A 24,624-nucleotide genomic window follows, 5' to 3' on the forward strand; every position below is an offset into this window, starting at 1 on the left:
GGGGCACATACGACGGGGTGAACGACCGCGAGCCCCGGCCGGACGGCGCCTTTCGGGCCGTTTCCCCCCGGCGACGGCCTGAGCGGGGAATTCCGGGGCGGTGCGGCCCGGCTCCGTACTACCTTGAGGGGATGGGTCGGCACCACCACGGTGACCCCGCCTGGCCGGTGCGGGTCGACGACGTGGACGGCAACCCCTGGGGGGCGGGGGTTCTCCTGGACGACCGGCACGTGCTGACGTGTGCTCACGTCGTCAGGAGGGCCGGCGGCGCGCCCGGCGGTACGGCGGCCGGGGTACGGGTCACCAGTCTCGCCTGCCGGCCGGAGTGGAGCCGGCCGGCGCGCGTGGTCCCGGGGTCCTGGGTGCACAGGGAGGCCACGCTCCGCCGCGACGTCGCGCTGCTCCGCCTCGACGAGCCCGCGGACTGCGGGATCAGGACCGTGCTGCGCAGGGCTCCGGTGTCCAGCGGCATCGTGCGCGTGCAGGGTTTTCCCGAGGACGGGACACGGGCCCTCCCGGTCGACGCCGAGCTGGGTGGCCACGGCGGCCGGGAGGCCGAATGGGCTCTGCTGAAACCGCCGGCGCCCGGTACCCCGTGGATCGAGGGGGGCTACTCCGGCGCGGGCGTGATGGCGATGGACGGCAGGTTCAAGGGGCGGGTGATCGGCATCGTGGTGGCCCGCTACGAGGCCGAGAGCGGCAGGGCGGCCTGGATGATGCCGACCGAGACGATCGAGTACTACCTGTCGGATCACATCGCCGGCTTCGTGGACGGGGACCGCACGAACCGCATCGGCCCCCCTGACGCGGTGCGCCGGGGCGACGTCCTCGACGACTCGCTGCGGCTCGCCCTGACCCGGGAACTGACCCGGCTGCTCGACAGCGACTGGTCGGGCACGGCGGTCGTCGTCACGGGCGGCACGACGGGTGCGGGAGCCTCGTGGCTGGTGCGCCTGGCGGGCACCGCCGACCCGGCGTCCCGTGCCGTCGTCCCCGACGGCGTGCTCAGCGCGGCCCCGCAGGGCACCGTCCTGAGCCTCGGCGCCATCGACGCCGCCTACGACGCCCGTGGCCGTTCCGTCGCGGACGTGAGGGCCTACCTGGTCGGGCGGTTCGGGCTGTCCGACGGAGGCGACCGCGACGTACTCCTCCAACTGCTGCGCCGCCGCCCGCCCGCCAGCCTCGTGGTGGGCGGGGTCGACACGGCCGACGACCCGGACGAGCTGGTGCGGGCCCTGCTGGGGCCGCTGGCCAGGCGCGCCAGGTCGCGTGGCGTACGTCTCGTCCTCGGCTTCGAGAACCGGCCGCCCGCCGGGCTGGCCCACGACGTGTTCCTCGACCCCGAACCGCTGCGGCGGGCCCCCGGGCGCCTCATGAGGGCCGCCGAGGCGCAGGAGGCCGTCCGGCGGCTCGCGGAGGACGAGGCCGCGGCGCTCCCGCTGGTGGCGGAGGCGGCCACGTTCGCGGGGGCACCGGCCATGCCGCCGAGCGTCGCGCCACGGTTGCGTGTCCGGCTGGCCGCCGCACGCGACACCGCCCCGAACGCCGAGCCAGGTCGTGTCCGGCGGATCTTCGTGGATCAGCCTGCGGCGTCTGGTGCCGTGCATCGCAAGGCGGAGGATCGTCCTCGTACTGGGCGTACCCGGATGACTCCGGCAACGCGGCGAGGTGCGGTGCTGGGGGCATTCCCCCACTGCCCTGAACGGGCGTGGGAGGTACCCCCACCCACGCCCTTCAGGCAGTGGGGGAGTCGCGGGCCCACGAAGATCCGCCGGACACGACCTAGCCGCGATCCACGACGCGGCGGACACCGCTGCGGCCGCCGTCGCGCGGTTCCGGACCGCCGTGGAGCGGCTGGCCGGCGACCACCGGGACCTGCTCGCCGGCCTGGAGCTGTACCGGCGCCGGGCCGCGCGGTACCTCCCCGAGGAGGACCGGCGGCTCGGCGAGCGCTACAGCCGCGCGGCCCGCGAACCGCACACCGCACCGATCCGCCTGCCGAGGGCGCGGCGCCTGGTCGTCCTCTTCGCCGACGAGGTCAACCAGCGGGTGGAACAGGCCGGTCGCGAGACATGACGGAAGGGGGCGCCATGGCCGTGCGCAGTCGCCAGGACTGCGGTCGGGGCGAGATCGGCGGCCAAGGGGTGTGTACGGCCTGCGGACGGCGTCCCACGGGGTCCGCCCGGGACGCCGGGCACGGCCTTGCGGACGCGCCGGCGCGGCAGCGTCCGGAGGCGGGCGTTCCGACGGTGCGCCCGAACCCCTGGTACGGCCTTGAGCTGGCCGAGGCACTGGGGCCGGGGACCGTCGCGGAGAGCGCCCCGCCCGCGGCGTCCCTGTCGCGGGAACCGGTCCCGGAGGCGGAACGGTACTGCGCCAATCCCCGGTGCCAGGGAGAGGTCGGCCGCGGGCACGGCGGCGCCCCGGGCCGCATCGCCGGCTTCTGCCCGCGCTGCCGTACCCCCTTCGACTTCGCCGTGCCCGTCGGCCGGATCGTCGCGGGGCGCTACACCATCGAAGGCCGGCTCGGCTCGGGTGCCAACGGCACGGCGTACCTCGCCCATGACCGCAACCTGCGGGCCGGCGTGGTCCTCAAGGCCCTGAAGCACACCTCCGTCGCCAGTACGGCCGAGGGCGAGCGGGAGGCGCTGGTCGACCTGCGGCACGACAACATCGTGCGGATCCTCGACTTCGAGTCCGAAGGGCCGTACCTCGTGCTGGAGTTCGTGCCGGGCGTGCAGCTCTCGGCCCGCCGGGACATCCCGCCGGCCGTCCTCCTCGGCCACGGGATCCGCATCCTCCAGGCGCTGGACCACCTGCACGGCAAGGGCCTGCTGCACTGCGACGTCAAGCCCTCGAACGTCATCCGGTTCCCCGTCGAGCGCCGCGACGCCCCCGGCGGCCGGGCGGAGGAGCCCGAGCGGCGCGAGGGGGTCCGGCTCATCGACTTCGGTTCGGTGCGAAAGCAGCGGGAACCAGGACCGATCGAGTCGTTCACCGAGGCGTACGCGCCCCCGCCGAGTGACCCGGAGTGGTCCCGGCCCACCGAGGGCTTCGACCTGTTCTGCCTCGGCAGAACGCTGCAGCGGCTCTGCGGCTCCCACCCGAACATGTCCGCCACCACGCCCGGTGCCGACTCGCTGCGCCTGGTGCTGGAGCGGGCCACGGACACCGCGGTGCCGCAGCGGCGCTTCGCGACGGCGCGCCAGTTCGGTGAGCAGCTCAGTGGCGTGATCCGGCAGGTGGCGGCGGGCTCGGGCTACCAGGTCATCAGGGCGTCGGCCCTGTTCGGCCCGATGCCCACGGCCCTGCACGGCGGCCTCGGGGCGGCACGCCCGCTCATGCACTGGGTGGCGGCGAGCCCGGACGACGAGGCGCGGCTGAGCATGCCGGAGCCGTTCCGCACGCCTCGGACCCCGGACATCGCCATGGCGCTCCCGGCGCCTCTTCAGATCCCCGACGATCCGGACATGACCGAGTCCAGCAAGAGCGCCCTGGCAGGACCGACCTCCGGCTGGCCGGGCGCCGACTGGATCGCCGACATCCTGCTGGCGGAGGGCAAGGCCCCCGCGTACCGGAAGTGGCTCTACGGCGCGCGGTCCTGGCAGGACACGGAACAGGCCTGGGAGACCTGGCGCGCCATGCTCGGCACAGACATCGGCAAGGCCGCCAGGGTGGAGTTCGACACGGCCACGGAGGGCATGACCGGGGAGCGCCCGACCTGCTCGCTGGCGCACGGCGCGCTGTCCGCCATGAACTTCCCGTCGCGGCTGAGCCCCGGCAAGGACTACGACTTCGTGCCGTTCTCCTCCAGCGGGCACCTGCAGGTCTCGGCGGACTTCGTCGGCATGTTCACCGACCGCCCCGCCGCCCGGTCCCTCCTCGCCTACCTGTCCGGCAGCAGGGCCCAGCAGGCTTGGGTGAACTACCGGCAGGGCTATGCGATCTCCGCCAGCAGCGGGGTCCCGGTGAATGCCTACCGGAACCCAGTGCAGCGCCGGATCGCCGCCATGCTCCAGCCGGAATCCGGCTACCGGCTGTGCTTCAGCGCCGCCGACGCCATGGCGCCCGACCTGACCGCCGCCTTCTACCGGGCCGTGCTGGACTACGCGACCGGCGCGGCGAGACTCCAGGACCTTCTCAGCGGCCTGCAACGCATCCAGGACGACCGGGGAGGAAGCCCGGTGCCCGACGACGACCTCTGCACCCGGTGACCCGGCTCGCACATTCCCCGGGGGCAACGGTGGACGCCGCGCCCCGGCCTCAGCCCCGTGCCACCTTGAGCCCGCGCGGTACCAGCAACCGCTGGGCCAGCGCCAGCAGCCCGTCGGCGATGAGGGCCAGGGCGGCGACCCACAGCGCGGCGGCGATGACGCCCTGCAGACCGTAGTTGGCCTGGCCGAGCACGATGTCGCCCAGGCCCCCGCCGCCCGCCACGGTCGCCAGCGTGGCGCTGGAGATCACGTAGACCACCGCGATCCGGATGCCGGAGAAGAGCAGCGGCAGCGCGAGTGGCAGTTCCACCCTGACGAGGACCTGCCACGCGGTCAGCCCCATGCCGCGCGCCGCACGCACCAGGCTCTGGTCGACCTGCTCGACGGCCAGGTACGCCTGGCTGAGGATCGGCGGGATCGCGCAGACCAGCAGCGCGACGGCGATGTTGGCGAAGTTGAGCCCGATGACGCCCAGGCCGATGGCGATGACGGCGAGGCTGGGCAGCGCCCTGCCCACGTTGGAGATGCTGGTGGTCAGGAACTCGCCCCGGTGCAGGTGTCCCAGCCACAGGCCGGCGGGCACGGCGACGACCAGCGAGATGCCGATGACCAGGCCGCACATCCACAGGTGCTGCCCGGTCTTGTCCAGCAGCAGCGGCAGCTGGTCGCGCATGAAGGTGAATGAGCCCGTGAAGGTGTCCATCTACGCGATCCTCCTACGGCGCGACCAGGGCGTGAGCAGCCGGCCGGCGAGCACCAGCAGGCCGTCGGCGGCCAGCGCCAGCGCGACCGCCAGCGCCCCCGCTCCGATGAACTGGGTGTTGAACGGCGACTGGAGCGCCTTGAGGATCAGGGAGCCGAGCCCCTCGTCGATGACGTAGGCCGCGATGGCGACGGTGCCGATGGTCATCACCGTCGCCACGCGCAGGCCCGAGATGATCGCGGGCAGCGCCAGGGGGATCTCCACCTTGAAGAGGATCTGCCGCCGGGTCAGCCCCATGCCCCGCCCGGCCCGGATGGCGTCCTGCGGTACCTCGCGCAGCCCCGTGAGGATGGTGGTGAAGAGCAGGTAGAGGCTGTACGCGACGAGCGCCACCTCCACCGTCAGCACCGAGAAGCCGGTCGCCGGCACCAGCAACTGGAAGAGGGCGAGCGGCGGCACCGTGTAGAGGAACGACGACACCGCGGAGACCGGCGCGGCGAGCCAGCCCTGGAAGTGCGCGAGTACGGCGGCCGCCAGAGCGATGGCGAAGCCGATGACGACCGCGATCAGGGTCAGCTCGATGTGCTGCGCGAGCGCGGGCCAGAAGAGGTTCGACCAGTGCGCGGTGAACCAGTCCGTGCAGAAGGTGGCGTCGTCGGCCACGCACCTGCTGGGCTCGCCGAAGTCGGGGATGACGGGATGGCCGGGACCGCCGGGGCCCCCGCCGGCCGACGCTCCGAAGGCGGCGGAGCCGAGGGACGCCACGGCCGGCGCGAGTGCGGCGCTCATGCCGCCCCCGCCCTGCGGACGGCGTCGAGGGTCGCGGTGCCCACGACCTGGCCGTCCGGGCCCGTCACGCGCAGGGCTTCGGTGCCCTCGGCGATCATCAGGGAGAGCGCCGAGCGCAGCGACGCGTCCCGGGGGAGCGAGGGCAGCCGGGACGCCCCATCCGCTTCCGCACCCGGCACCGCGGCGCCGGGCGCCGCCAGCTCCAGGTCGGCCAGCCGGATCAGGGTGAGCCGCTTCAGCCCCCGGTCGGCGCCGACGAAGCGGGCCACGAACTCGTCGGCCGGCTCCTTCAGCAGCGCCTGCGGGGTGTCGTACTGCGCGAGCCGCCCGCCCTGGCGCAGCACGGCGATCCGCGTGCCCATCTTCACGGCCTCGTCGATGTCGTGGCTGACGAAGATGACGGTCTTCCTGATCCGCTCGTGCAGCGCCAGGAACTCGTCCTGCACCCGCTCCCGGGTGATCGGGTCCAGCGCGCCGAACGGCTCGTCCATCAGCATCACGGGCGGGTCGGCGGCCAGCGCACGCGCGATGCCGACGCGCTGCTGCTGCCCCCCGGAGAGCTGCGCCGGATACCGCTTGCCGTACTCCGCGACCGGCAGCCCCACCAGATCGAGCAGTTCGGCCACGCGCGCCTTCGTGCGGCCGCGGTCCCAGCCGAGGACCTTCGGCACCGTGGCGACGTTGTCCGCTATGGACAGGTGCGGGAAGAGGCCGACCTGCTGGATGACGTATCCGATGGAGCGGCGCAGCTGGATCCGGTCCATGTCGCGGATGGAGCGGCCGCCGATCGTGATGTCGCCGCTGGTGGGCTCGGTCAGCCGGTTGACCATCATCAGGGCCGTGGTCTTGCCGCTGCCGGACGGACCGAGCAGGACGCAGACCTCACCGGCCGGGACGGTCAGCGACAGCTCGTCGACGGCCGGCGCCTCCGCGCCCGGGTAGCTCTTCACGACCCGGTCGAAGACGATCTCCTGCGCTTCGGCGCGGCCGGCGGCGGCGCCGTCCCGCCCGCTCGCCTCGCTCGTCGGTTGGGTGGTTTCCTGGCTCATCGGGGTCTCTCCTGGGTGGGCGGCGGAACGTACGGGCGCGGGCGCGCGGGGTCCGCGGCGCTCACGTCATCCCGTTCGCCCGCAGGAAGTCCGTGGCGACCTCGGAGGGCGCCAGGCGCACGGTGTCGACGGCGCGGTTCATCTCGCGTACGGCCTTGTCGGTGAGCAGGGCGTCGATCCGGTTCAGCACCTTCGCGAAACCGGGGCCCTGCTGCTCCAGCACGCCCTTGCGCAGCACCGGGGCGAGGTTCTGGTAGCCGTAGAAGCTCTTGGTGTCCGCCAGCAGCGTGTAGCCGCCGTGGGCGAGCTGGGGGTCGGTGGTGAAGACGTCGGCGGCGTCGACCTGGCCGTGGTCCAGGGCGGGGTACTGGAGGCCGATGTTGAGGGTCTTCACCTCGGTGTTGCGCAGGCCGTACGCCTTGACGAGCTGGTGGTAGCCCAGCGCCCCGGCGAGGTTGTCGGGGTACTCGCCGAACACGACGTGCGGGGCCCTGCGCAGATCCGCGATCGTCCTCAGGCCGTACTTCCTGGCGAAGGCGGGCTTCACGCCCACGGCGTCGCGGTTCTGGAACGGCGTCGGCGGCAGCATCGTCAGGCCCCGCTTCTCCTGGAACGCCTTCGCCTTGCTGAAGGTCTCACCGGCGCTGCCGGGGATCTTCGTCTGCTGGGCCAGCACCTGGAGGATCACGCCCGTGTACTCGGGGTAGAGGTCGATCTGCCCGGAGGTGAGCGCACCGTCGATGATGTTGGTGCTGCCGATGTTCGACTTGAGCTCGACCTTGTAACCGGCGTTCTGGAGCCCCTGCTTGTACAGCTCGCCGATGACCCACTCCTCGGTGAACTCCTTCGCGCCGATCACCACCGTGGGCCGCCCGCCGGGAGACTCGGCTCCGCAGCCGCTCAGCGTGGCGACGCATCCGAGCGCCAGCAGCAGCGCTCCCGCGGCTCGGGGCCGGCTCACGTGCCGGCCCGCTCTTCGGGCGCTCACACCTGGTCCCTGGGTATCGAACGGGTCCAGGTGCGGTCGAACACCTCGCGCTCCGCCGCGCCCGAACCCTCGTACGCGATCAGGCGGTTGACGACGAGGAAGTCCCGCTCGCCGGCGGTCATCCGGGAGTTGGTGAGGATCCGTACCGCCCACTCACCCCGCGCGACGCGCTCCTCCCGCTCGCACTCGACGCTCGCGGAGAGCGGGTCGCCCTCCACCAGCCGGAAGCGGTTGAGGTCGCGCGTGCTGTGCCTGAGGCCGTCGGCGCTGTCGCTCATCGAGCTGCCGGCCGGCGTGGCGACGATGATCTGCTCCCGGTCCACCGGGTCGTACGTCACCCGGCGCGCGCCGGGCGGGGCCTCGCTCTCGATGGTGTGCGGCGGGGGAGGAGACGGCGGGGCGAAGTCGCGCAGCGCGGCCTCCTCGGCCGGGCGGGGTTCCCGGACGGGGAGGACCAGCTCGCCCTGGCCGGTGTCCAGCTCCAGCGCCACGGGCTGGGGCGAGGGCCACATCCACGGCCACAGCGACGCGGAGACCGCCACCCGGATGCGGTTCCCGGCACCGAAGGCGTGGCCCACGGCGAAGAGGGGGACCGTCACGTCGTAGGCCCGGCCCGGCTGGAGCGGTTCGGGCTCGGCGTGGCCGGCGCGGTGGGTGAGGTTGAGCAGCCCGGTGGTGACGAGCCGGGAGGCGCCGTCCGGCGTCACCTCGCACAGCCGCACGGCGAGCTGGGCCTGCGGGCGGTCGCTCGTGACGCGCAGGGTGACCTCGGGGACACCGAGGATCTCCACCCGTTCGGGCAGCGGCGGCCCCGTGAAGGAGCAGGCCCGCCCGTCGTCGGGTGCCTGGTCGGCGTACTGCCCGGGTACGTCCCCGAACTTGAGGAAGTCGCCGGTCGCGGCGCCGATGGCGAGCGGCGAGCGCAGCAGCGCTGTGCCCGGGGCCCCGCCCAGCTCGCTCAGGGCTGTCCGGCGGGCGGTGACGCCCGGCGACGGCCAGGACGGCTCGGCGACCCAGCGTCCCGCGCGGTGCACGCGGTCGGCGCCGAGCGGCGCGGGCTCCGGCATCCACACGCGCAGCCCCGGCTCGTCGTCGATGGCCGGAGCGGTGCCGGTCGTGCCGTCGGCGCCGTCGGTGCCGTCCGCGGCACCGGGGCGCATCCAGCGGTCGAACCAGCGGACGCACTCGCCGACGAAGTCGATGGCGGGTCCGGGCAGGCCCTGATGCGGGTAGTTGTGCGCCCAGGGCCCGAGCAGTCCCCTGACCGGGACGCCCGCGTCCGCGAGGCCGCTCATCAACCGGAAGACCGCGCCGCGGTACTGGTCGAGCCAGCCGCCCACCGCGTACACCGGGACCTTGATCGCGGAGTAGTCCTCGCAGACCGAGCCGTGCTCCCAGTACGCGTCACGGCGCTGGTGGCCGATCCACTCCTCGGCGTACGGGACGGTCGCCTCCAGCCGCTCCAGCCAGCGCTCCCGCCAGGACTCGCCGAGCACGGCGGGGTCACCGGGGCGGGCGTTGTAGGCGAGCATCGTCGCCGCCCACGGCAGCATCTCGGAGGCGAGCAGGGCGCCGCCGGCGTAGTGGACGTCGTCGGCGTACCGGTCGTCGGTGGAGCAGACGGTGACGACGCAGCGCAGCTGGGGCGGGTCGAGCGCGGCGATCTGCAACCCGTTGAAGCCGCCCCAGGACTTGCCGATGATCGCCACCTGCCCGTCCGACCAGTCCTGCCGCTCGATCCAGGCCAGGACTTCGAGGGCGTCGGCCAGCTCGGTCGGGTGGTACTCGTCGAGCATCACGCCGTCGGAGTCGCCGCTGCCCCGGCAGTCGACGCGCACCGAGGCGAACCCGGCCTGGGCGAAGGGCCCGTGCAGCGTGACGTCGCGAGGCGCGGTGGCGTCGTTCTTGCGGTACGGGATGTACTCCAGCACCGCCGGCACGGGTCCCGAAGCGTCCGCCGGCAGCCAGATCCGCGCGGCGAGCCTGGCCCCGTCCTTGAGGGGTATCCACACGTGGCGCAGCACGCGCACGGCGTGGTGCGTACGGCCGTCGCCCGCGGCGCGGTGCGAGCCGTCGCGGGGATGCCCCTGCGCGTGACGATGTGCCGTCTCAGCTGCGGAGTCTGGGCTTCCGGTAGTGGGCATGGCGGCACATTAGACGATCACTCACTAGGTATATGTCGCCATATCGACGGTTTCGGGGTCCATGTGAACGGGTGAATATCAACACACGAATGAGCCACGCGGGACTGGGTATTTTAGCCAACCCTGATCACTAAGGCTGGTTGATAAGGCTGGTTGATAAAGTAGCCTTAGCGTATGAACGACGACCTGGACCCCGGTGGAGTCGCCTCGGCCCTGCTGGCCGGCCTCAGCCTTCTGGTGCGCCGGGTGCGCCAGGTGCCGCCCGGCGGCGGGCTCACGATGCCCGAGCGGACGGCCCTGTCGCTCCTGGACCGCTCCGGCCCCACCACCTCCTCGGCGCTGGCCCGGGAGGTGCAGATCACCGCGCAGGCCATGGGGGCGACGCTCAAGGCACTGCGGACCCGTGGCCTGGTCGAACGGCGCCCGGATCCGGACGACGGCAGGCGCGTGGTGCTGACGGTGACCGACGCCGGAACGCAGGCGCTGAAGGACAAGCGCAACGCTCGCGCCGAACTCCTCGCCCAGGCCCTGACCGGCGGCGCGTTCACCCCCGAGGAGCTGGAACGGCTCGCGGCGGCCGCGCCTCTGCTGGAGCGGCTGGCACGGAACATCTGACGCCGACGGAGAGCCGCCATCCACAGGAGGAACGACATCCATGGCACTGACAACGATCGACCCCATGCCCTCGCCCCCGCCCACCCCCACGCCCGCGCTCGTCGCGACCGCCCCTGACGCCGGCGCCCACCGCCGCAGCACCGAACGCGCGTTCCCCGAACTCGGCGGGACCGCCGCCACCGCCGAGTTCACCGTCATGGCCGGGGTGGCGCGATGACCCTGCTGGGCCGGCTCCTGGGCAACCGCAGGGCAGGCGATACCCACATCGCGTGGAACCTGCCCAACCTGGGAGGTGCCGAGCTGATGACCCTCACCAGCCGGCACTTCGGCGACGGCGATGCCATGCCCCCGGAACTCGGCGCGAAGAACATCGGCGGCGACAATCTCTCCCCCCAGCTGAGCTGGACCCCGCCCGCGGCCGGCGCCGCGCAACTCCTCCTGGTCGTCGAGGACATCGACGTCCCCCTGGCGAAGCCCGCCGTGCACTGCGCCGCCCTCATCGACCCGGCGGCCGGGCACCTCGACCCCGGCGCCCTCGACGCACGGCATCCGGCCACCGGAGTGCAACTGCTGCGGTCCACCCTCGGACGCGGCTACCACGGTCCCGCGCCCATCAAGGGCCACGGGCCGCACCGCTACGTCTTCCAGCTGTTCGCCCTCGCCGCGCCCGTGGACGGCGCCCCCGGCACCACGCCACCGAACCGGGCACGGCCCCGCGCCCTGCTGCCCGCCATCACCGCGCCCGTCCTCGACCGCGGCAGGCTGACCGGCACCTTCGAACGCTGACCCGGCCCCGGATGGTGGCGAAATCTTTCGGCATCGATAGCGAATCTTGCGAAAGGTATTGACGCCGTCCGCCGGCTCCCCAATCATCCAGACTGCTCGATACTTCGACCCTTGTTCGATATCGCGAACGATCCGTATCGCTCCACCCGCACGGCAGGGCACCCCCAGGTCGCGTCCACCGCACCATCCGAGCCGCAGGGAGCATGTCATTCATGTGCGTGTCATGCCCTCGTCAAAGCTGGCCGCGAGGGTCAGCCCGGTGCCCGCGGACCGCCACGAACCGCATCACCCGCATCACCTGCATCACCCGCACCACCCGCACCCCGACAGTCCGGACAGCCTCTGACGGGGCCGACCGGAAACGCCCACTCAAGGATCAAGAGGTCCCCATGCGCAGAGGAAGTTTCGGTCGCGGACGTCTGTCCGCGGTACTCACCGCCGCGGTTGCGGCCCTGGTCGCGTTGGCGGCCATGCTCGTCGCCAACCCGGCTCAGGCGGCCACCGCCAGCCCGTCGGCAGGCGCCGCGTGTTCTCTTCCGTCGGCGTATCGGTGGTCGTCGTCGGGTGTGTTGGCGCAGCCGGCGAACGGGTGGGTGTCGCTGAAGGACTTCACGAACGTGGTGTACAACGGCAGGCATCTGGTCTATGCGTCGAATGTGTCGGGGTCGTCGTACGGTTCGATGGCCTTCAGTCCGTTCACGAACTGGTCGGACATGGCGTCGGCGGGCCAGACGGGGATGAGCCAGTCCACGGTGGCGCCGACGTTGTTCTACTTCGCGCCGAAGAACATCTGGGTGCTGGCCTACCAGTGGGGTTCGTGGCCGTTCATCTACCGCACGTCGAGCGATCCCACCAACCCCAACGGCTGGTCCTCGCCGCAGCCGCTGTTCACCGGCAGCATCTCCGGCTCCGGCACCGGCCCGATCGACCAGACCCTGATCGCCGACGGGCAGAACATGTACCTGTTCTTCGCCGGCGACAACGGCAAGATCTACCGGGCGAGCATGCCCATCGGGAACTTCCCCGGCAACTTCGGCTCCTCGTACACGACGATCATGAGCGACTCCACGAACAACCTCTTCGAGGCGCCGCAGGTCTACAAGGTCCAGGGCCAGAACCAGTACCTCATGATCGTCGAGGCGATGGGATCAGGCGGACGCTACTTCCGCTCCTTCACCGCCTCCAGCCTCAACGGCTCATGGACCCCGCAGGCCGCCAGCGAGAGCAACCCCTTCGCAGGCAAGGCCAACAGCGGCGCCACCTGGACCAACGACATCAGCCACGGCGACCTCGTCCGCAACAACCCCGACCAGACCATGACCATCGACCCCTGCAACCTCCAACTCCTCTACCAGGGCAAGTCCCCCAACGCGAGCGGCCCCTACGACCAACTGCCCTGGCGACCCGGCCTCCTCACCCTCCAGCGCTGACCCCGCCCGACCCACGACGACCACGAAGCGGCGCGGCCTGTCGGTGCGCGGACCAGCCGTCCACCACAACGGCAACCCCACCCGCCGACCAGCACTCACCACCACCAGGAGCCCCAGCCGCACACCGGCTGGGGTTCCCCCCTCTTGCGGGGCGTCTCGTCCGGGCCACGCCAGATCGCCGGAACTACGGAGTCCTGTCCTGTGCATGCTGAGAGGATGGGCCCGATCTTCCCGGCGATGCTCGCAGCAGTGAACCTTCCCGCCCGGTTGCCGCGGGTGTCAGCCGTTCGCCCGGACGGATTCCGGGCGTTGGAGGCGGCGCCTTCCCACCGGCCCGTGCCGTCTCCGGGTAACACCTCAGGGCGGCAGGAGGTAGCACATGCGCACACCACGGCGAAGATTCCTTGCCTCGATCGCGATCACCGCCGCGCTCGTGGCGGGTGGAATGCCCGCCGCGCACGCGGCGGCGGAGCAACCCTCCGTCAAGGTGACCGAGGACGGCACCCAGCCGGTCTTCTCCTACCAGGACGCCATCAGGGAGTACGTCAACGTCGAGTCGAGCGTGGACTCGGACGGCGACGGCAGGAAGGACCTCATCCGGGTCGACATCATCCGGCCCAGGGAGAGCGACGAGGGGCTCAAGGTCCCCGTCATCATGGACGAGAGCCCCTACTACGACAATCTCGGCCGGGGCAACGAGTCCGAGCGCAAGACGTACGACGCGGACGGCGATCCGGCGAAGTTCCCCCTCTTCTACGACAACTACTTCGTGCCGCGGGGCTACGCCGTGCTCCAAGCGGACATGGACGGCACGACGAAGTCCGACGGCTGCCCCACCTCGGGCGGTGCCTCCGACGTGCTCGGCGGCAAGGCCGTGGTGGACTGGCTGAACGGGCGTGCCAAGGCCTTCGACGCCGACGGCAAGCAGGTCGAGGCGAGCTGGACGAACGGCCGGACCGCGATGATCGGAAAGTCCTACGACGGCACCCTCGCCAACGCGGTGGCGGCGACCGGCGTGAAGGGCCTGGAGACCATCGTGCCGATCTCGGCCATCAGCTCCTGGTACGACTACAGCCGCATGAACGGCACCCTCTTCACGCGCGGCGAGGAGGACGGTCTCGCCGACACCGTCGACACCGATCCGCCCGCGAAGTGCGCGGCCGTGCAGCAGCAGCTGGCAGCGGGCCAGGACGACGCCACCGGCGACTACAACGCCTTCTGGGCCGAGCGCGACTACCGCGACGGCACCGTCGCCGATGTCCGCAAGGTGCACGCCGCGGTCTTCGCGACGCAGGGCCTGAACGACCTGAACGTCAAGCCGAGCCAGTTCTCCACCTGGTGGTCCGCGCTGGCCGAGCAGGGCGTGCCGCGCAAGGTGTGGCTCTCCCAGTACGGGCACGTCGACCCGTTCGACTACCGGCGCGACGCCTGGGTCGACACCCTGCACCAGTGGTTCGACCACTGGCTGTGGCGCGTTCCCAACGACATCCTGCGCCGGCCGCGCGCCGACGTCGAGATCGGCCCCGACCAGTGGGTCACGCAGAAGGACTGGCCGGCGCCCGCAGCGGCACCCGTGACCTTCCACCCGGGGGCGGACGGCTCCCTCGGCCTCGCCGCCGGCTCGGGAACCGGCACCTACACCGACACCGCGCTGGCCGAGGACACCGCGGTCAGCGCTCCGGAGACGACCGTGCCCGGGCGCCTCGCCTATACGACGCCGCCGCTCGCGCACGACCTGCGGCTCTCCGGAACGCCGAAGGTGAGCCTCTCGGTGCGGCTCGACAAGCCCACCGCGAACCTCGGCGCACTGCTCGTCGACTACGGCACCGACACCCGGGTCGACTACCTCGGCGGAGGAGAGGGCGTGAAGACCCTCGACACCGAGGACTGCCACGGCGAGAGCACGGCCGTGGACGACGCCTGCTACCGGAAGGTCGTCACCGACACGGTGACCTCGGACGTCAACGTGGTGGCGCGCGGCTACCTCGACGCGCAGAACCGCCTCTCGCTGAGCCGGCCGGCCCCGCTGACACCGGGCAGGGCCTACGGCGTCACGTGGGACACGCTGCCGCAGGACTACACGTTCAAGGCGGGGCACCGGCTGGCCCTGGTGCTGATCGGCACCGACGACGACGTGCAGTCGGAGCACGCGACAGGCGCCACCGTCTCCGTCGCCCTGGCCGGCAGCGGGATCACCCTGCCCGTGGCCCCACCTGCGCGCCCGGCGTCCGCTGAGGCGCTGTTCGCCCCGGAGCACACCTGGCACGGACCGGCCCGGGTCGATCTGCCGCGCCCGCACCGCTCGTTCCACTGAACGACCGCGGGGGCCGGGTGCCGGCCCCCGCACGCGCGGCCCGGGACGCCGTCCCGGGCCGCTCAGTCCTTGATCTCGCAGATGGGGGCGCCGGAGGTGAGGGAGGCGCCGACTTCGGCGGTGAGGCCCTTGATGGTGCCGGAGCGGTGGGCGTTGAGGGGTTGTTCCATCTTCATGGCTTCGAGGACGACGACGAGGTCGCCTTCCTTGACTTCCTGGCCTTCCTCGACGGCGACCTTGACGATGGTGCCTTGCATGGGGGAGGCGAGGGTGTCGCCGGAGGCGGCGGGTCCGGATTTGCGTACGGCGCGTCGTTTGGGGCGTGCGCCGGCGGCCAGGCCGGTGCGGGCGAGTGTCATGCCCAGGCTGGCGGGTAGCGAGACTTCCAGGCGTTTGCCGCTGACCTCGACGACGACGGTTTCGCGGCCGGTATCCGCCTCGTCGGCGGCCTCGGCGGTGTCCACGGGTGCGGTGAAGGGTTTGATCTCGTTGACGAAGCCGGTCTCGATCCACCGGGTGTGGATGGTGAAGGGGTCGGTGGAGCCGGTGAGTTCGGGGCCGAAGGCGGGGTCGCGGACGACGGCGCGGTGGAAGGGCAGGGCGGTGGCCATGCCTTCGACGCGGAACTCGTCCAGGGCGCGTGCGGCGCGTTGCAGGGCCTGCTGGCGGGTGGCGCCGGTGACGATGAGTTTGGCGAGCAGGGAGTCCCAGGCGGGGCCGATGACGCTGCCGGATTCGACGCCGGCGTCCAGGCGGACGCCGGGGCCGGAGGGCGGGGTGAAGGTGGTGACGGTGCCGGGGGCGGGCAGAAAGCCGCGGCCGGGGTCCTCGCCGTTGATGCGGAATTCGATGGAGTGTCCGCGCATGGGCGGGTCGGTGTAGCCGAGGGGTTCGCCGTCGGCGATGCGGAACATCTCGCGGACCAGGTCGATGCCGGTGACTTCTTCGGTGACGGGGTGTTCGACCTGGAGGCGGGTGTTGACTTCCAGGAAGGAGATCGTGCCGTCGTTGCCGACGAGGAATTCGACGGTGCCGGCGCCGACGTATCCGGCTTCTTTGAGGATGGCTTTGGAGGCGGTGTAGAGCTGGTGGGTCTGCTCCTCGGTGAGGAAGGGTGCCGGTGCCTCTTCCACCAGTTTCTGGTGGCGGCGTTGCAGGGAGCAGTCGCGGGTGGAGACGACGATGACGTTGCCGTGGGTGTCGGCCAGGCATTGGGTTTCGACGTGGCGGGGTTGGTCGAGGTAGCGCTCGACGAAGCATTCGCCGCGGCCGAAGGCGGCGACGGCTTCGCGGACGGCTGATTCGTACAGGTGGGGGACTTCGTCGAGGGTGCGGGCGACTTTCAGGCCGCGGCCGCCGCCGCCGAAGGCGGCTTTGATGGCGATGGGCAGGCCGTGTTCCTTGGCGAAGGCGACGACTTCGTCGGCGCCGGTGACGGGGTCGGGGGTGCCGGCGACCAGGGGTGCGCCGGCGCGTTGGGCGATGTGGCGGGCGGCGACCTTGTCGCCGAGGTCGCGGATGGCGGTGGGGGGTGGGCCGATCCAGGTGAGTCCGGCGTCGAGGACGGCTTGGGCGAATTCGGCGTTCTCGGAGAGGAAGCCGTAGCCGGGGTGGATGGCGTCGGCTTCGGAGTCCTTGGCGGCCTGGAGGACTTTGGTGATGTCCAGGTAGCTGGTGGCGGGGGTGTCGCCCCCCAGGGCGAAGGCCTCGTCGGCGGTGCGGACGTGGACTGCGTCGCGGTCCGGATCGGCGTAGACGGCCACGCTCGTGATCCCCGCGTCCCGGCATGCCCGGGCCACGCGGACCGCGATCTCGCCACGGTTGGCGATCAGCACCTTGCGCACGATGGCTCCCTCCTTGCTCCGTACTCCGGGATGAACCCCCGGAGCCTCATGACCCGGACCTTCGTCGCCGGAGTCCTGCCTGCCGTCCAGCTCGCGTTCTCGTCCTGCTCGTGTTCTTCGTGCTTCTTCTCCGTGCTTCTTCCCGATTCTTCCCGCGCCTCATGACCAGCCGCTCCGCCGCCAGGCGCCGGGTCCGCGCACGGTGAGCGGCCTCCGCAGCGCGGCCAGCCTGCGTCCACGCGACCCGGCGGCGGCATCGGGGGCACCCTCGGGAGCGGGGTCCGCTTCCGGGGCCCCGGCGGCGGTGAGCGCCCGGATCGCCACGAGGGCCGCGGTCAGTTCCTCGGGGGTCGGGTGCCCCCGCACCACCCGCAGCTCGGGCGACGGCTGCGCCGCCGTGCGGGCGGCGTCCGCAGCCGGCGGCCCGTTCACAGCGGGATGTTCCCGTGCTTGCGCGGCAGCCGCGTCCGGCGCTTGTCCCGCAGCGCCCGCAGCGCGCTGCCGACCTGCGCACGGGTCTCGTGCGGCATGATCACCGCGTCGACGTAGCCGCGCTCCGCGGCGACGTACGGGTTGCACAACGTCCGCTCGTACTCCTCCATCAGCCGGGCGCGTTCCACGGCCGGATCCGCCGCCTCCTGCAGCGCCCGGCGGTGCAGCACGCTGACCGCCCCCTCGCCGCCCATGACGGCGATCTCGGAGGTGGGCCACGCCAGGTTGACGTCCGTGCCCAGGTGCTTGGAGCCCATCACGCCGTAGCCGCCGCCGTACGCCTTGCGTGTGACCACCGTGACCATGGGGACCGTGGCCTCCGCGTACGCGTAGATCAGCTTCGCGCCGCGCCGGATGATGCCGCTCTGCTCCTGCTCGACGCTGGGCAGGAAGCCGGGGACGTCCACGAAGGACAGGACGGGGATGTGGAAGGCATCGCACATCCGGATGAAGCGCGCCGCCTTCTCGCTGGCGTCGATGTCCAGCGCACCGGCCATGTGCATCGGCTGGTTGGCGACGACGCCGACACTGCGCCCCTCGACCCGGCCCAGGCCGCAGATCATGTTGCGGGCGAACAGCGGCTGGACCTCCAGCAGCTCCCCGTCGTCCAGGACGCCGTGCACCACGCGCGTCATGTCGTACGGCCGGTTCCGGTCGTCCGGGATCAGCGTGTCCAGCGCGAGGTCCGCCTCCGTGGGCTCGTCCTGCCGCTCGGGGCCGCCGTAGACAGGGGGGTCCTCCATGTTGTTGGCGGGCAGGTAGCCGAGCAGCAGCCGCACGTACTCGAAGGCGTCCTTCTCGTCCTGGGCCAGGTAGTGCGCGTTGCCCGAGACGGCGTTGTTGCTGTGCGCGCCGCCCAGCTCCTCGCGGTCCACCGCCTGGCCGGTCACCGTCCGCAGCACCTCGGGTCCCGTGACGAACATGTGCGAGATGCCCTCCACCATCACCACGAAGTCCGTGATGGCGGGCGCGTACACGGCACCGCCCGCGCAGGGCCCCGTCATCAGGGAGATCTGGGGGATGACACCGGACGCCTCGACATGCCGTCGCACCAGCTCGGCGTAGTAGGCGAGGGAGACGACGCCCTCCTGGATGCGGGCCCCGCCGGAGTCGTTGATCCCGATGATCGGGCAGCCTGCCTTGAGTGCGAAGTCCATCACCTTGATGATCTTCTCGCCGTAGACCTCGCCCAGGCTGCCGCCGAACACGGTGAAGTCCTGGGCGAACAGTGCCACCTGGCGTCCCTCGATCGTCCCGTGGCCGGTGACCACCCCGTCGCCGTACGGCCGCTGCTCGGCCATGCCGAAGTTGTGGCTGCGGTGCCGGGCCAGGGCGTCCAGCTCCGTGAAGGAGCCCGGGTCCAGTAGTGCCTCGATGCGCTCACGGGCCGTCAGCTTGCCCTTGGCGTGCTGGCGCCGTACCGCCTGCTCGTCGAAGGGGCGCTCCAGGTCGGCCCTGCGCCGGGCCAGCTCCGCGAGGCGCTCGGCCGTGGTGGACCGGGCGAAGGGGACCGCCTGGATCCGGCTCGCGGTCGTCCCCTCGCGCTGGGCGGCTGCATCCTCGCGCCGTGCGGTTGCGCTTTCGCGCCGGGCGGCCGCATCCACGCTCCGTGGGGTCGTGCCCTCGGCCGGCGCTGCCGCCTCATGGTCCGTCATGGCAGCGTCACCACCTGGGCGGCGTGGGCCAGTCCGGCGCCGAAGCCGACCAGCAGCGCCGGGCCGCCGCTGGGCAGCGTGCCCTGGGCCAGCAACTGGTCGAGGGCCAGCGGGATGGAGGCGGCCGAGGTGTTGCCGGCGGTGACGACGTCCCTGGCCACCGCGGTGTGCGGGGCCAGGTCCAGCGACTTCGCGGCGGCGTCGATGATGCGGAGGTTGGCCTGGTGGGGGATGAAGGCGGCCAGGTCCCCGGTCTCCAGCCCCGCGCGGTCCAGGGCCTCGCGCGATATCTCCGGCACGATGCGCGTCGCCCAGCGGAAGACCTCCGGTCCCGCCATGCGCATGTAGGGCCACGGCTCGCCGTCGCGGGCCTCCTGCCAGGAGCGGTCGTGGGCGATCACATGGTGCCGCTCGCCGTCCGAGCCCCACACCACGGGGCCGATGCCGGGCGTCTCGGACGGGCCGACCACCACCGCGCCGGCGCCGTCCCCGAACAGGAACGCGGTGCCGCGGTCCGCCGGGTCGACGATGTCGCTCATCCGCTCCGAGCCGACGACCACGACGGTGCGGGCGTCGCCGGAGCGGACCAGGGAGTCGGCCAGGCCCAGCGCGTAGCAGAAGCCGGAGCACGCGGCGCTGATGTCCAGGCTGCCGGCGGAGCGGGCGCCCAGCAGGTGGGCGACGCGCGGCGCGGCGGCGGGGGCCTGTTCCAGGAAGGACATGGTGGCGAGGAGGACCATGCCGACGTCGCCGGGGTCGGTGCCGGACTGCGCCATCGCCTTGCGGGCCGCCTCCGCCGCCATGCTGATCACGGTCTCGTCGGGGCCGGCGAAGCGGCGGGTGGCGATGCCGGAGCGGCGGCGTATCCACTCGTCGCTGGAGTCGATGCGGTCGCATATCTCGTCGTTGCCCACCACGCGTGTGGGGCGGTACACGCCGACGCCGAGGATGCGGGATCCGGGGCGCCGCTCGGGCAGCCGGAGCCTGGCCATCACGCCTCCCCTCCGCTGCCGGCCGGCGAGGCCACGGGGACCAGCTCGCCGTCCTCGTAGCGCTTCTTGCACGCCCGGCGCTGCACCTTGCCGCTGGAGGTCTTCGACAGCGTGCCGCGGCGCACGATCAGGATGTCGTCCGGTGTGATGCGGTGCTGCTCGCGGACGGCGTCGTGGATGAGCCCGCGTACCTTCTCGGCGCCGAAGGACTTGAGGACCCGGCCGTCGGCCTCGACGACCAGCACCAGACGCTCCCGGGTGCCGTCCTCGGACGAGAACGCGGCGGCGCAGTTCGGGTGCAGGCCGGCGACGGCGCGCTCGATCGACAGCTCGATGTCCTGCGGGTAGTGGTTGCGGCCCTTGCGGATGATGACGTCCTTGAGTCGGCCGGTCACGTACAGCTCGCCGCCGTGCAGGAAGCCGAGGTCGCCGGTGCGCAGGAAGGTCTCGCCGGCGCCCTCGGCGGCTGCGCTCGCGGCGGGCTCGCCGGAGCCGCCGGGCGTGCTCGACCCGCCGGCGGTGCGGGCGCGGAACGTCGCCTCGCTCTCCTCGGGTTGTCCCAGGTAGCCACCCGCCACGCAGGGGCCGGAGATCCAGACCTCGCCGACGCGGTCCTCGGGGAGCACCTGGCGGGTGGCGGGGTCCACGGCCAGCACCCGGGTGCGGGAGATCGTGGCTCCGCTGCTGACCAGCGGCACGACATCGTCGGCCGACTCTTCGAGGGGTTCGGCGATTCCGTCGTGCAGGGCCTGCGCGCTCAGCCAGAGCACCGCGGGTTCCCGGTCCTGGCGGGTGCCGGTGGCCTTGAGGGTGTTCTCGGCGAGGCCGTAGCCGGGGCACATGGCGCGGGGGTCGAAGCCGTACGGCGCGAACGCGGTGGTGAACGAGCGGATGGTCGACCAGCGCACCGGCTCGGCGCCGTTGGCGGCCACCCGCCAGCGGGACAGATCGCCCACGTCCCCGGTCCTGCCCTCCGCGGCGGCGCGGGCGCACAGCTCGTAGGCGAAGCTCGGTGCCGCGGCGTGCGTGCCGCCGAACCGGGCGATGGCCTCCAGCCACCGTGCCGGCCTGCGGATGAACGCCTCGGGAGCCATCAGGTAGGAGGGGATGCCCGCCCACAGCGGCAGTACCACGCCGAAGAGCATGCCCATGTCGTGGAAGAGGGGCAGCCAGTTCACCACCGTGCCGTCCGGCTCGCACGGCCACAGCTCGTCGGTCTCGACGACGTTGGCGAGGAAGTTGGCGTGGCTGACCATGACGCCCTTGGGGCTACCGGTGGAGCCGGAGGTGTACTGGAGCAGCGCGATGTCCTCGGGGCCGGGGCTCGCGGGCAGGGCGTCCGGCCCGGCCGGCAGGTCGGGGTCGTCGGTGGCCAGCAGGGTCAGCCCGCGCAGGGCGGGCAGGTCGCCGAAGCGCGACTGGAGGTCATGGGCGACCTCGGTCGTGGTCAGGACGGTCGTGATGCCCGCGTCATCGGCGATCCGGCGTAAGCGCACCAGGTCCTCACGGCGGCGGGGCACCTGCACCGGCGCGCCGGCCACCCGTCCGTACATGCACCCGAGGAGGGTCCGCACGAATTCGATGCCCGAGGGGTACAGCAGCACGGCGCTCCTTCCGGAGAGCCCCGCCGCGGCGAACGCACCGGCCCGCAGGCAGGCGGCATCGTGGAGTTCCCGGTAGGTCAGCGATTCCTGCGGCTCCTCGCCGGCACGCAGGAAGACGTAGGCGGTCTCGTCGGGCTGTTTCTCGCTGCGCAGGCGCAGCGCGTCGGGGAGGGTGCGCACCTCGTCCGCGTGCGGATCGAGTCCGGTGGTCGTCACTGTCAGAGCTCCTTGTCCGGTCCGGCGCTCGTCCGGGGCGGGCATGTCGTCGTGGTGGGGGCGGCGAGATGTGCGTGGATGGAGGTCAGAACGGCCCGGAGCAGCTCCTGGCCGGTCGGCACCGGACGGAGCGCCGGCTCCGGCGCGACGCGGACCGCGCCGTCCGGGCGGACTCCGCCGTTCGGCACGGACGGCGGAGTCGGAACCGGGCCGGGCTGCCTGGCGAGTACCGGGGCCAGCCCGTCCGCCGCGACCGGCGCGGCGCCGGTCGGCTGGTGGTCCATGGCGCGTCCTTTCCGTGGAATGACGAGACCCGACGGCAGTACGGCAGCGCATTGCATGCTGCGCCGACGACATTACCGGCGGAGTGGTATTCGCCTTTCATGTGCGCGGTCATGGGTCGGTAACCCGACATCCTCGGCATGGGGGAGCGGCGAACTCACCTGCGGAAGTGGCGGAATTACCGCACGGATGCCGGTGGGGAAACCGGGCCGGAAACGGCGCGGTAAACGGAGCGGATGCCGGGACGGAAACAGGGACCGAAGCCGGGACCGAAACAGGAACGGAAACGGGGAGAAGCCGAAGGGAAGGCGGTGGAGTAAATGCCGGAGTGAACCGTGGGGAAAGCCGAACAAAAGGGCTCCGGCGCCGGGTGGTGGTCCACCGTGGCACCGGAGCCGTGTGGGTCGTCCGGGCGGGCTGGGCGCGCTCGCGCCCGAGCGACGCGGTCGCGTGCGGCTATGCGGCGTGCTGCTCGTCCGGGACCGGGCGGTCGACGGCCAGCCGCCACTGGCCCTCCACGTTGCGGACGAGCACGTCGGTGCAGGTGCCGTGCATGTGCAGGGTCCCGCCCTCCGGGGTCGGGACGTCCAGCTCGTAGTCCACGATCAGCAGCGAGGTGTCCGAGGTGGTGAACGTCTGGAGCACCTTGGAGTTGATCCTGGGGCCGGTCGCCAGGAACTCCTTGAAGAAGGCGGTGCGTGCCTCGCCGGACAGCGGGGCCCCGGAGATGTTGGAAACGGCGTCCGCGGTGTACATCGAGTCGTACAGCGCGCCGTCCCCGGAATTGAAGATGCGCACGAACAGGTCGTTCTGCTGGTCGGGGTCGTCGGGTATGACGGAGCCGAGGGCTTCACTCATGGCGGTATCGCTCCCGAATCTGTGGGTGGCGTGGGATTTCGTGGGTGCGCGGTGCGCGGTGCGCCGTGGGGCCGCGGGTCAGAGCAGCGGAGTGTCGGGGTCGAGGCCGAGCAGGACGCGGCCGTAGACCTCCATGTTCGAGCTGAGCAGGATCCAGCCGTGCAGCGCGAGGCCCTGGATGTCCCGGTGGAAGCGCTGCAGCGGGACCTCACGGCGGATCACCGAGGCGCCGCTCGCGTTGTAGAGGATCTCCACGGCCTCCTTGGCGAGCTCCACCGCATAGGCGCTGTGCCCGCGGATCGCGGCGCGCTGTTCGAGGGTGAGCTCCTCGACGGCGTCGGCGCGCTCCTGGAGGGTGCGGTACATGCTCGCGGCGAGCGCCTCGGCCGCCGCGATCTTGCTGGCCGCCGTCGCCACCTGCATCTGCGTCAGCGGGTGCTGCTTCTGCTCGGTCCAGGAGGTGTAGCTGATGGCCCGGCCCGGCAGCCGCTCGGTGAACAGCTCGTAGGCGCCGCGGGCGATGCCGATGAACGTGGAGACGGCCTGCGAGAACAGGAAGCTGTACAGGCCGTAGCCGCGGCCCTGCGGCGGGGCGGGAAGCTCGATGCCGGCCGCCGCGGCGGCCTCGGCCTCCGCGGGGATGACGACCCGGTGCGCGGGCACGAAGACGTCCTTCGCGGTCGCCGTCGAGCTGCCGGTGGCGGCCAGCGCGGAGGCGTTCCAGTCGTCGGCGAAGCTGAACTCGGAGATGGGCACGAGCGCGATGGCGTCGTCCATCGAGCCGTCCTCGCGCTCGACGAAGGCCAGCATCATGTTCCAGTCGGCGCCGCGGCAGCCGGAGTTGAAGCCCCAGGTGCCGTTGAGGACGTAGCCGCCCTCTGCCGGGGTGAGGACGCCGGTGGGGCTGAAGCCGCCCGAGATCCGGGCGGAGGGCTGGGAGAAGACCTCGTCCTGGAGCTCCTCCTGGAAGAGAGTGATCATCCAGGCGCTGGAGACCCACACCATGGCGACCCAGCTGGACGCGGGGCAGCCGCGTGCGATCTCCGCGAGCACGCGTGACTGGTCCTCCAGGCTGAGGTCGAGACCGCCGAAGCGCCGCGGAGTCGCCATCCGGAAAACCCCGGCCTTGTCCAGGAGCTGGATATTCTCGTCGGGCAGCCAACGGCGCTCCTCGGCCTCCTGGCCGTTCTCACGGAGTTTGGGAACTATGCTCCGCACCGCGTCCAGCACTGACGCGACATCGCTGCCATTGTTGGCCATTGAGGCTCCTCGCTCGATCGCACGGACGGACGGAGATTCCCGGGCGGCGGCGGTCATGTGAATTGCCTGGGCAACGGCCGGCACGCCCCGAGAACCGAAGAAATCGTGGCAGAGGCCGTCCCAGGAACGGTCACGGTTCGGTAACCAGGGGCCCGTCCGCGGTCGGTGAATCGTTGATTACCTGGCGGTGGCGGAGCGGTGGGTAGAGTGCTGGCGGTTCCGCGTCCTTCCTGTTTCTCCAGGTCAACCGCGATGTTCTGAGACTCCGGGTGCTTACCTTCGGGTAAGCGCTAACCAAAAAGTAAGTACTTACCGCAAAGCGCGTGCCTAGCTTAGGGTCAACTCAGTCACTGCAATGTCGCTTGACATCTTGGAACACCCCCCACCTC

Annotated in this window: 18 protein-coding genes and 1 pseudogene; 6 read left to right on the plus strand and 13 right to left on the minus strand. The window is 71.8% G+C overall.

Going from position 1 to position 24,624, the window contains the following annotated elements:
• Positions 1-131 precede the first annotated feature (131 nt).
• Entirely contained in the window at positions 132-4,214 is a 4,083-nt protein-coding gene (locus Sm713_RS31480) for a serine/threonine protein kinase (RefSeq protein WP_212913370.1), read from the plus strand.
• A gap of 49 nt (positions 4,215-4,263) precedes the next feature.
• Here the strand turns inward: Sm713_RS31480 and Sm713_RS31485 are convergent, their stop codons facing one another.
• The 5 genes from Sm713_RS31485 to Sm713_RS31505 form a co-directional block, all read right to left on the minus strand.
• Positions 4,264-4,917 (minus strand): ABC transporter permease, encoded by a 654-nt coding sequence (locus Sm713_RS31485; protein ID WP_212913371.1) that lies wholly within the window; start codon positions 4,915-4,917, stop codon positions 4,264-4,266.
• The gene (locus Sm713_RS31490) at positions 4,918-5,706 is read right to left on the minus strand and encodes an ABC transporter permease (protein ID WP_212913372.1); all 789 of its coding nucleotides are present in this window, start codon (positions 5,704-5,706) and stop codon (positions 4,918-4,920) included.
• Positions 5,703-6,755 (minus strand): ABC transporter ATP-binding protein, encoded by a 1,053-nt coding sequence (locus Sm713_RS31495; RefSeq protein ID WP_212913373.1) that lies wholly within the window; start codon positions 6,753-6,755, stop codon positions 5,703-5,705. The genes Sm713_RS31490 and Sm713_RS31495 overlap by 4 nt, the downstream gene beginning before the upstream one ends.
• A gap of 61 nt (positions 6,756-6,816) precedes the next feature.
• On the minus strand, positions 6,817-7,716 hold the full coding sequence (locus Sm713_RS31500) for a glycine betaine ABC transporter substrate-binding protein (RefSeq protein ID WP_249416813.1): 900 nt from the start codon (positions 7,714-7,716) through the stop codon (positions 6,817-6,819).
• A 23-nt stretch (positions 7,717-7,739) separates the two neighbouring features.
• Positions 7,740-9,887, minus strand: coding sequence for a CocE/NonD family hydrolase (locus Sm713_RS31505; RefSeq protein WP_212913375.1), 2,148 nt, complete (start codon positions 9,885-9,887; stop codon positions 7,740-7,742).
• 174 nt (positions 9,888-10,061) lie between these two features.
• Between Sm713_RS31505 and Sm713_RS31510 the strand changes: the two genes are divergently transcribed.
• From Sm713_RS31510 to Sm713_RS31530, 5 genes and pseudogenes are all read left to right on the plus strand, one after another.
• On the plus strand, positions 10,062-10,502 hold the full coding sequence (locus Sm713_RS31510) for a MarR family winged helix-turn-helix transcriptional regulator (protein WP_212913376.1): 441 nt from the start codon (positions 10,062-10,064) through the stop codon (positions 10,500-10,502).
• Between the two features lie 40 nt (positions 10,503-10,542).
• Complete coding sequence (locus Sm713_RS31515; protein WP_212913377.1) at positions 10,543-10,719, plus strand: hypothetical protein; 177 nt, start codon at positions 10,543-10,545, stop codon at positions 10,717-10,719.
• Positions 10,716-11,288, plus strand: coding sequence for a YbhB/YbcL family Raf kinase inhibitor-like protein (locus Sm713_RS31520; protein WP_212913378.1), 573 nt, complete (start codon positions 10,716-10,718; stop codon positions 11,286-11,288). Before Sm713_RS31515 ends, Sm713_RS31520 begins: the two co-directional genes overlap by 4 nt.
• A gap of 527 nt (positions 11,289-11,815) precedes the next feature.
• Positions 11,816-12,718: pseudogene (locus tag Sm713_RS31525) on the plus strand (non-reducing end alpha-L-arabinofuranosidase family hydrolase); the annotation flags it as partial.
• 379 nt (positions 12,719-13,097) lie between these two features.
• Complete coding sequence (locus Sm713_RS31530; RefSeq protein ID WP_212913380.1) at positions 13,098-15,032, plus strand: Xaa-Pro dipeptidyl-peptidase; 1,935 nt, start codon at positions 13,098-13,100, stop codon at positions 15,030-15,032.
• 62 nt (positions 15,033-15,094) lie between these two features.
• On the opposite strand, the gene Sm713_RS31535 is transcribed toward Sm713_RS31530, so the two are convergent.
• The 8 genes from Sm713_RS31535 to Sm713_RS31570 all read right to left on the minus strand — a co-directional run bounded on the left by Sm713_RS31535 (position 15,095) and on the right by Sm713_RS31570 (position 24,235).
• A complete protein-coding gene (locus Sm713_RS31535; RefSeq protein WP_212913381.1) occupies positions 15,095-16,876 on the minus strand; it encodes a biotin carboxylase N-terminal domain-containing protein in 1,782 nt (593 codons plus the stop codon).
• A gap of 159 nt (positions 16,877-17,035) precedes the next feature.
• Positions 17,036-17,308: an acyl-CoA carboxylase subunit epsilon gene (locus Sm713_RS31540; protein WP_212913382.1), complete on the minus strand. Its 273-nt coding sequence runs from the start codon at positions 17,306-17,308 to the stop codon at positions 17,036-17,038.
• Positions 17,305-19,023 (minus strand): acyl-CoA carboxylase subunit beta, encoded by a 1,719-nt coding sequence (locus Sm713_RS31545; RefSeq protein ID WP_212913383.1) that lies wholly within the window; start codon positions 19,021-19,023, stop codon positions 17,305-17,307. Before Sm713_RS31545 ends, Sm713_RS31540 begins: the two co-directional genes overlap by 4 nt.
• Positions 19,020-20,018 carry a beta-ketoacyl-ACP synthase III gene (locus Sm713_RS31550; RefSeq protein WP_212913384.1) on the minus strand — a complete coding sequence of 333 codons (999 nt, stop codon included), beginning with the start codon at positions 20,016-20,018 and terminating at the stop codon, positions 19,020-19,022. The genes Sm713_RS31545 and Sm713_RS31550 overlap by 4 nt, the downstream gene beginning before the upstream one ends.
• Positions 20,015-21,835 carry a fatty acyl-AMP ligase gene (locus Sm713_RS31555; RefSeq protein WP_249416814.1) on the minus strand — a complete coding sequence of 607 codons (1,821 nt, stop codon included), beginning with the start codon at positions 21,833-21,835 and terminating at the stop codon, positions 20,015-20,017. Before Sm713_RS31555 ends, Sm713_RS31550 begins: the two co-directional genes overlap by 4 nt.
• 2 nt (positions 21,836-21,837) lie before the next feature.
• The gene (locus Sm713_RS31560) at positions 21,838-22,119 is read right to left on the minus strand and encodes a hypothetical protein (RefSeq protein WP_212913386.1); all 282 of its coding nucleotides are present in this window, start codon (positions 22,117-22,119) and stop codon (positions 21,838-21,840) included.
• 454 nt (positions 22,120-22,573) lie between these two features.
• Positions 22,574-22,975, minus strand: a complete 402-nt coding sequence (locus tag Sm713_RS31565; RefSeq protein ID WP_212913387.1) for a DUF4440 domain-containing protein — start codon at positions 22,973-22,975, stop codon at positions 22,574-22,576.
• A 78-nt stretch (positions 22,976-23,053) separates the two neighbouring features.
• Positions 23,054-24,235 carry an acyl-CoA dehydrogenase family protein gene (locus Sm713_RS31570; protein WP_212913388.1) on the minus strand — a complete coding sequence of 394 codons (1,182 nt, stop codon included), beginning with the start codon at positions 24,233-24,235 and terminating at the stop codon, positions 23,054-23,056.
• Positions 24,236-24,624: the final 389 nt, after the last annotated feature.

The organism is Streptomyces sp. TS71-3 (assembly GCF_018327685.1).
In the GTDB taxonomy this organism is placed as follows: domain Bacteria; phylum Actinomycetota; class Actinomycetes; order Streptomycetales; family Streptomycetaceae; genus Streptomyces.

What these genes read in the sequence shown, in the direction of transcription:
- Sm713_RS31570 (WP_212913388.1), bottom strand. Translation starts at nt 24,235, where the DNA reads ATGGCCAACAATGGCAGCGATGTCGCGTCAGTGCTGGACGCGGTGCGG.
- Sm713_RS31565 (WP_212913387.1), bottom strand. Translation starts at nt 22,975, where the DNA reads ATGAGTGAAGCCCTCGGCTCCGTCATACCCGACGACCCCGACCAGCAG.
- Sm713_RS31505 (WP_212913375.1), bottom strand. Translation starts at nt 9,887, where the DNA reads ATGCCCACTACCGGAAGCCCAGACTCCGCAGCTGAGACGGCACATCGT.
- Sm713_RS31515 (WP_212913377.1), top strand. Translation starts at nt 10,543, where the DNA reads ATGGCACTGACAACGATCGACCCCATGCCCTCGCCCCCGCCCACCCCC.
- Sm713_RS31530 (WP_212913380.1), top strand. Translation starts at nt 13,098, where the DNA reads ATGCGCACACCACGGCGAAGATTCCTTGCCTCGATCGCGATCACCGCC.
- Sm713_RS31560 (WP_212913386.1), bottom strand. Translation starts at nt 22,119, where the DNA reads ATGGACCACCAGCCGACCGGCGCCGCGCCGGTCGCGGCGGACGGGCTG.
- Sm713_RS31520 (WP_212913378.1), top strand. Translation starts at nt 10,716, where the DNA reads ATGACCCTGCTGGGCCGGCTCCTGGGCAACCGCAGGGCAGGCGATACC.
- Sm713_RS31545 (WP_212913383.1), bottom strand. Translation starts at nt 19,023, where the DNA reads ATGACGGACCATGAGGCGGCAGCGCCGGCCGAGGGCACGACCCCACGG.
- Sm713_RS31495 (WP_212913373.1), bottom strand. Translation starts at nt 6,755, where the DNA reads ATGAGCCAGGAAACCACCCAACCGACGAGCGAGGCGAGCGGGCGGGAC.
- Sm713_RS31510 (WP_212913376.1), top strand. Translation starts at nt 10,062, where the DNA reads ATGAACGACGACCTGGACCCCGGTGGAGTCGCCTCGGCCCTGCTGGCC.
- Sm713_RS31490 (WP_212913372.1), bottom strand. Translation starts at nt 5,706, where the DNA reads ATGAGCGCCGCACTCGCGCCGGCCGTGGCGTCCCTCGGCTCCGCCGCC.
- Sm713_RS31485 (WP_212913371.1), bottom strand. Translation starts at nt 4,917, where the DNA reads ATGGACACCTTCACGGGCTCATTCACCTTCATGCGCGACCAGCTGCCG.
- Sm713_RS31480 (WP_212913370.1), top strand. Translation starts at nt 132, where the DNA reads ATGGGTCGGCACCACCACGGTGACCCCGCCTGGCCGGTGCGGGTCGAC.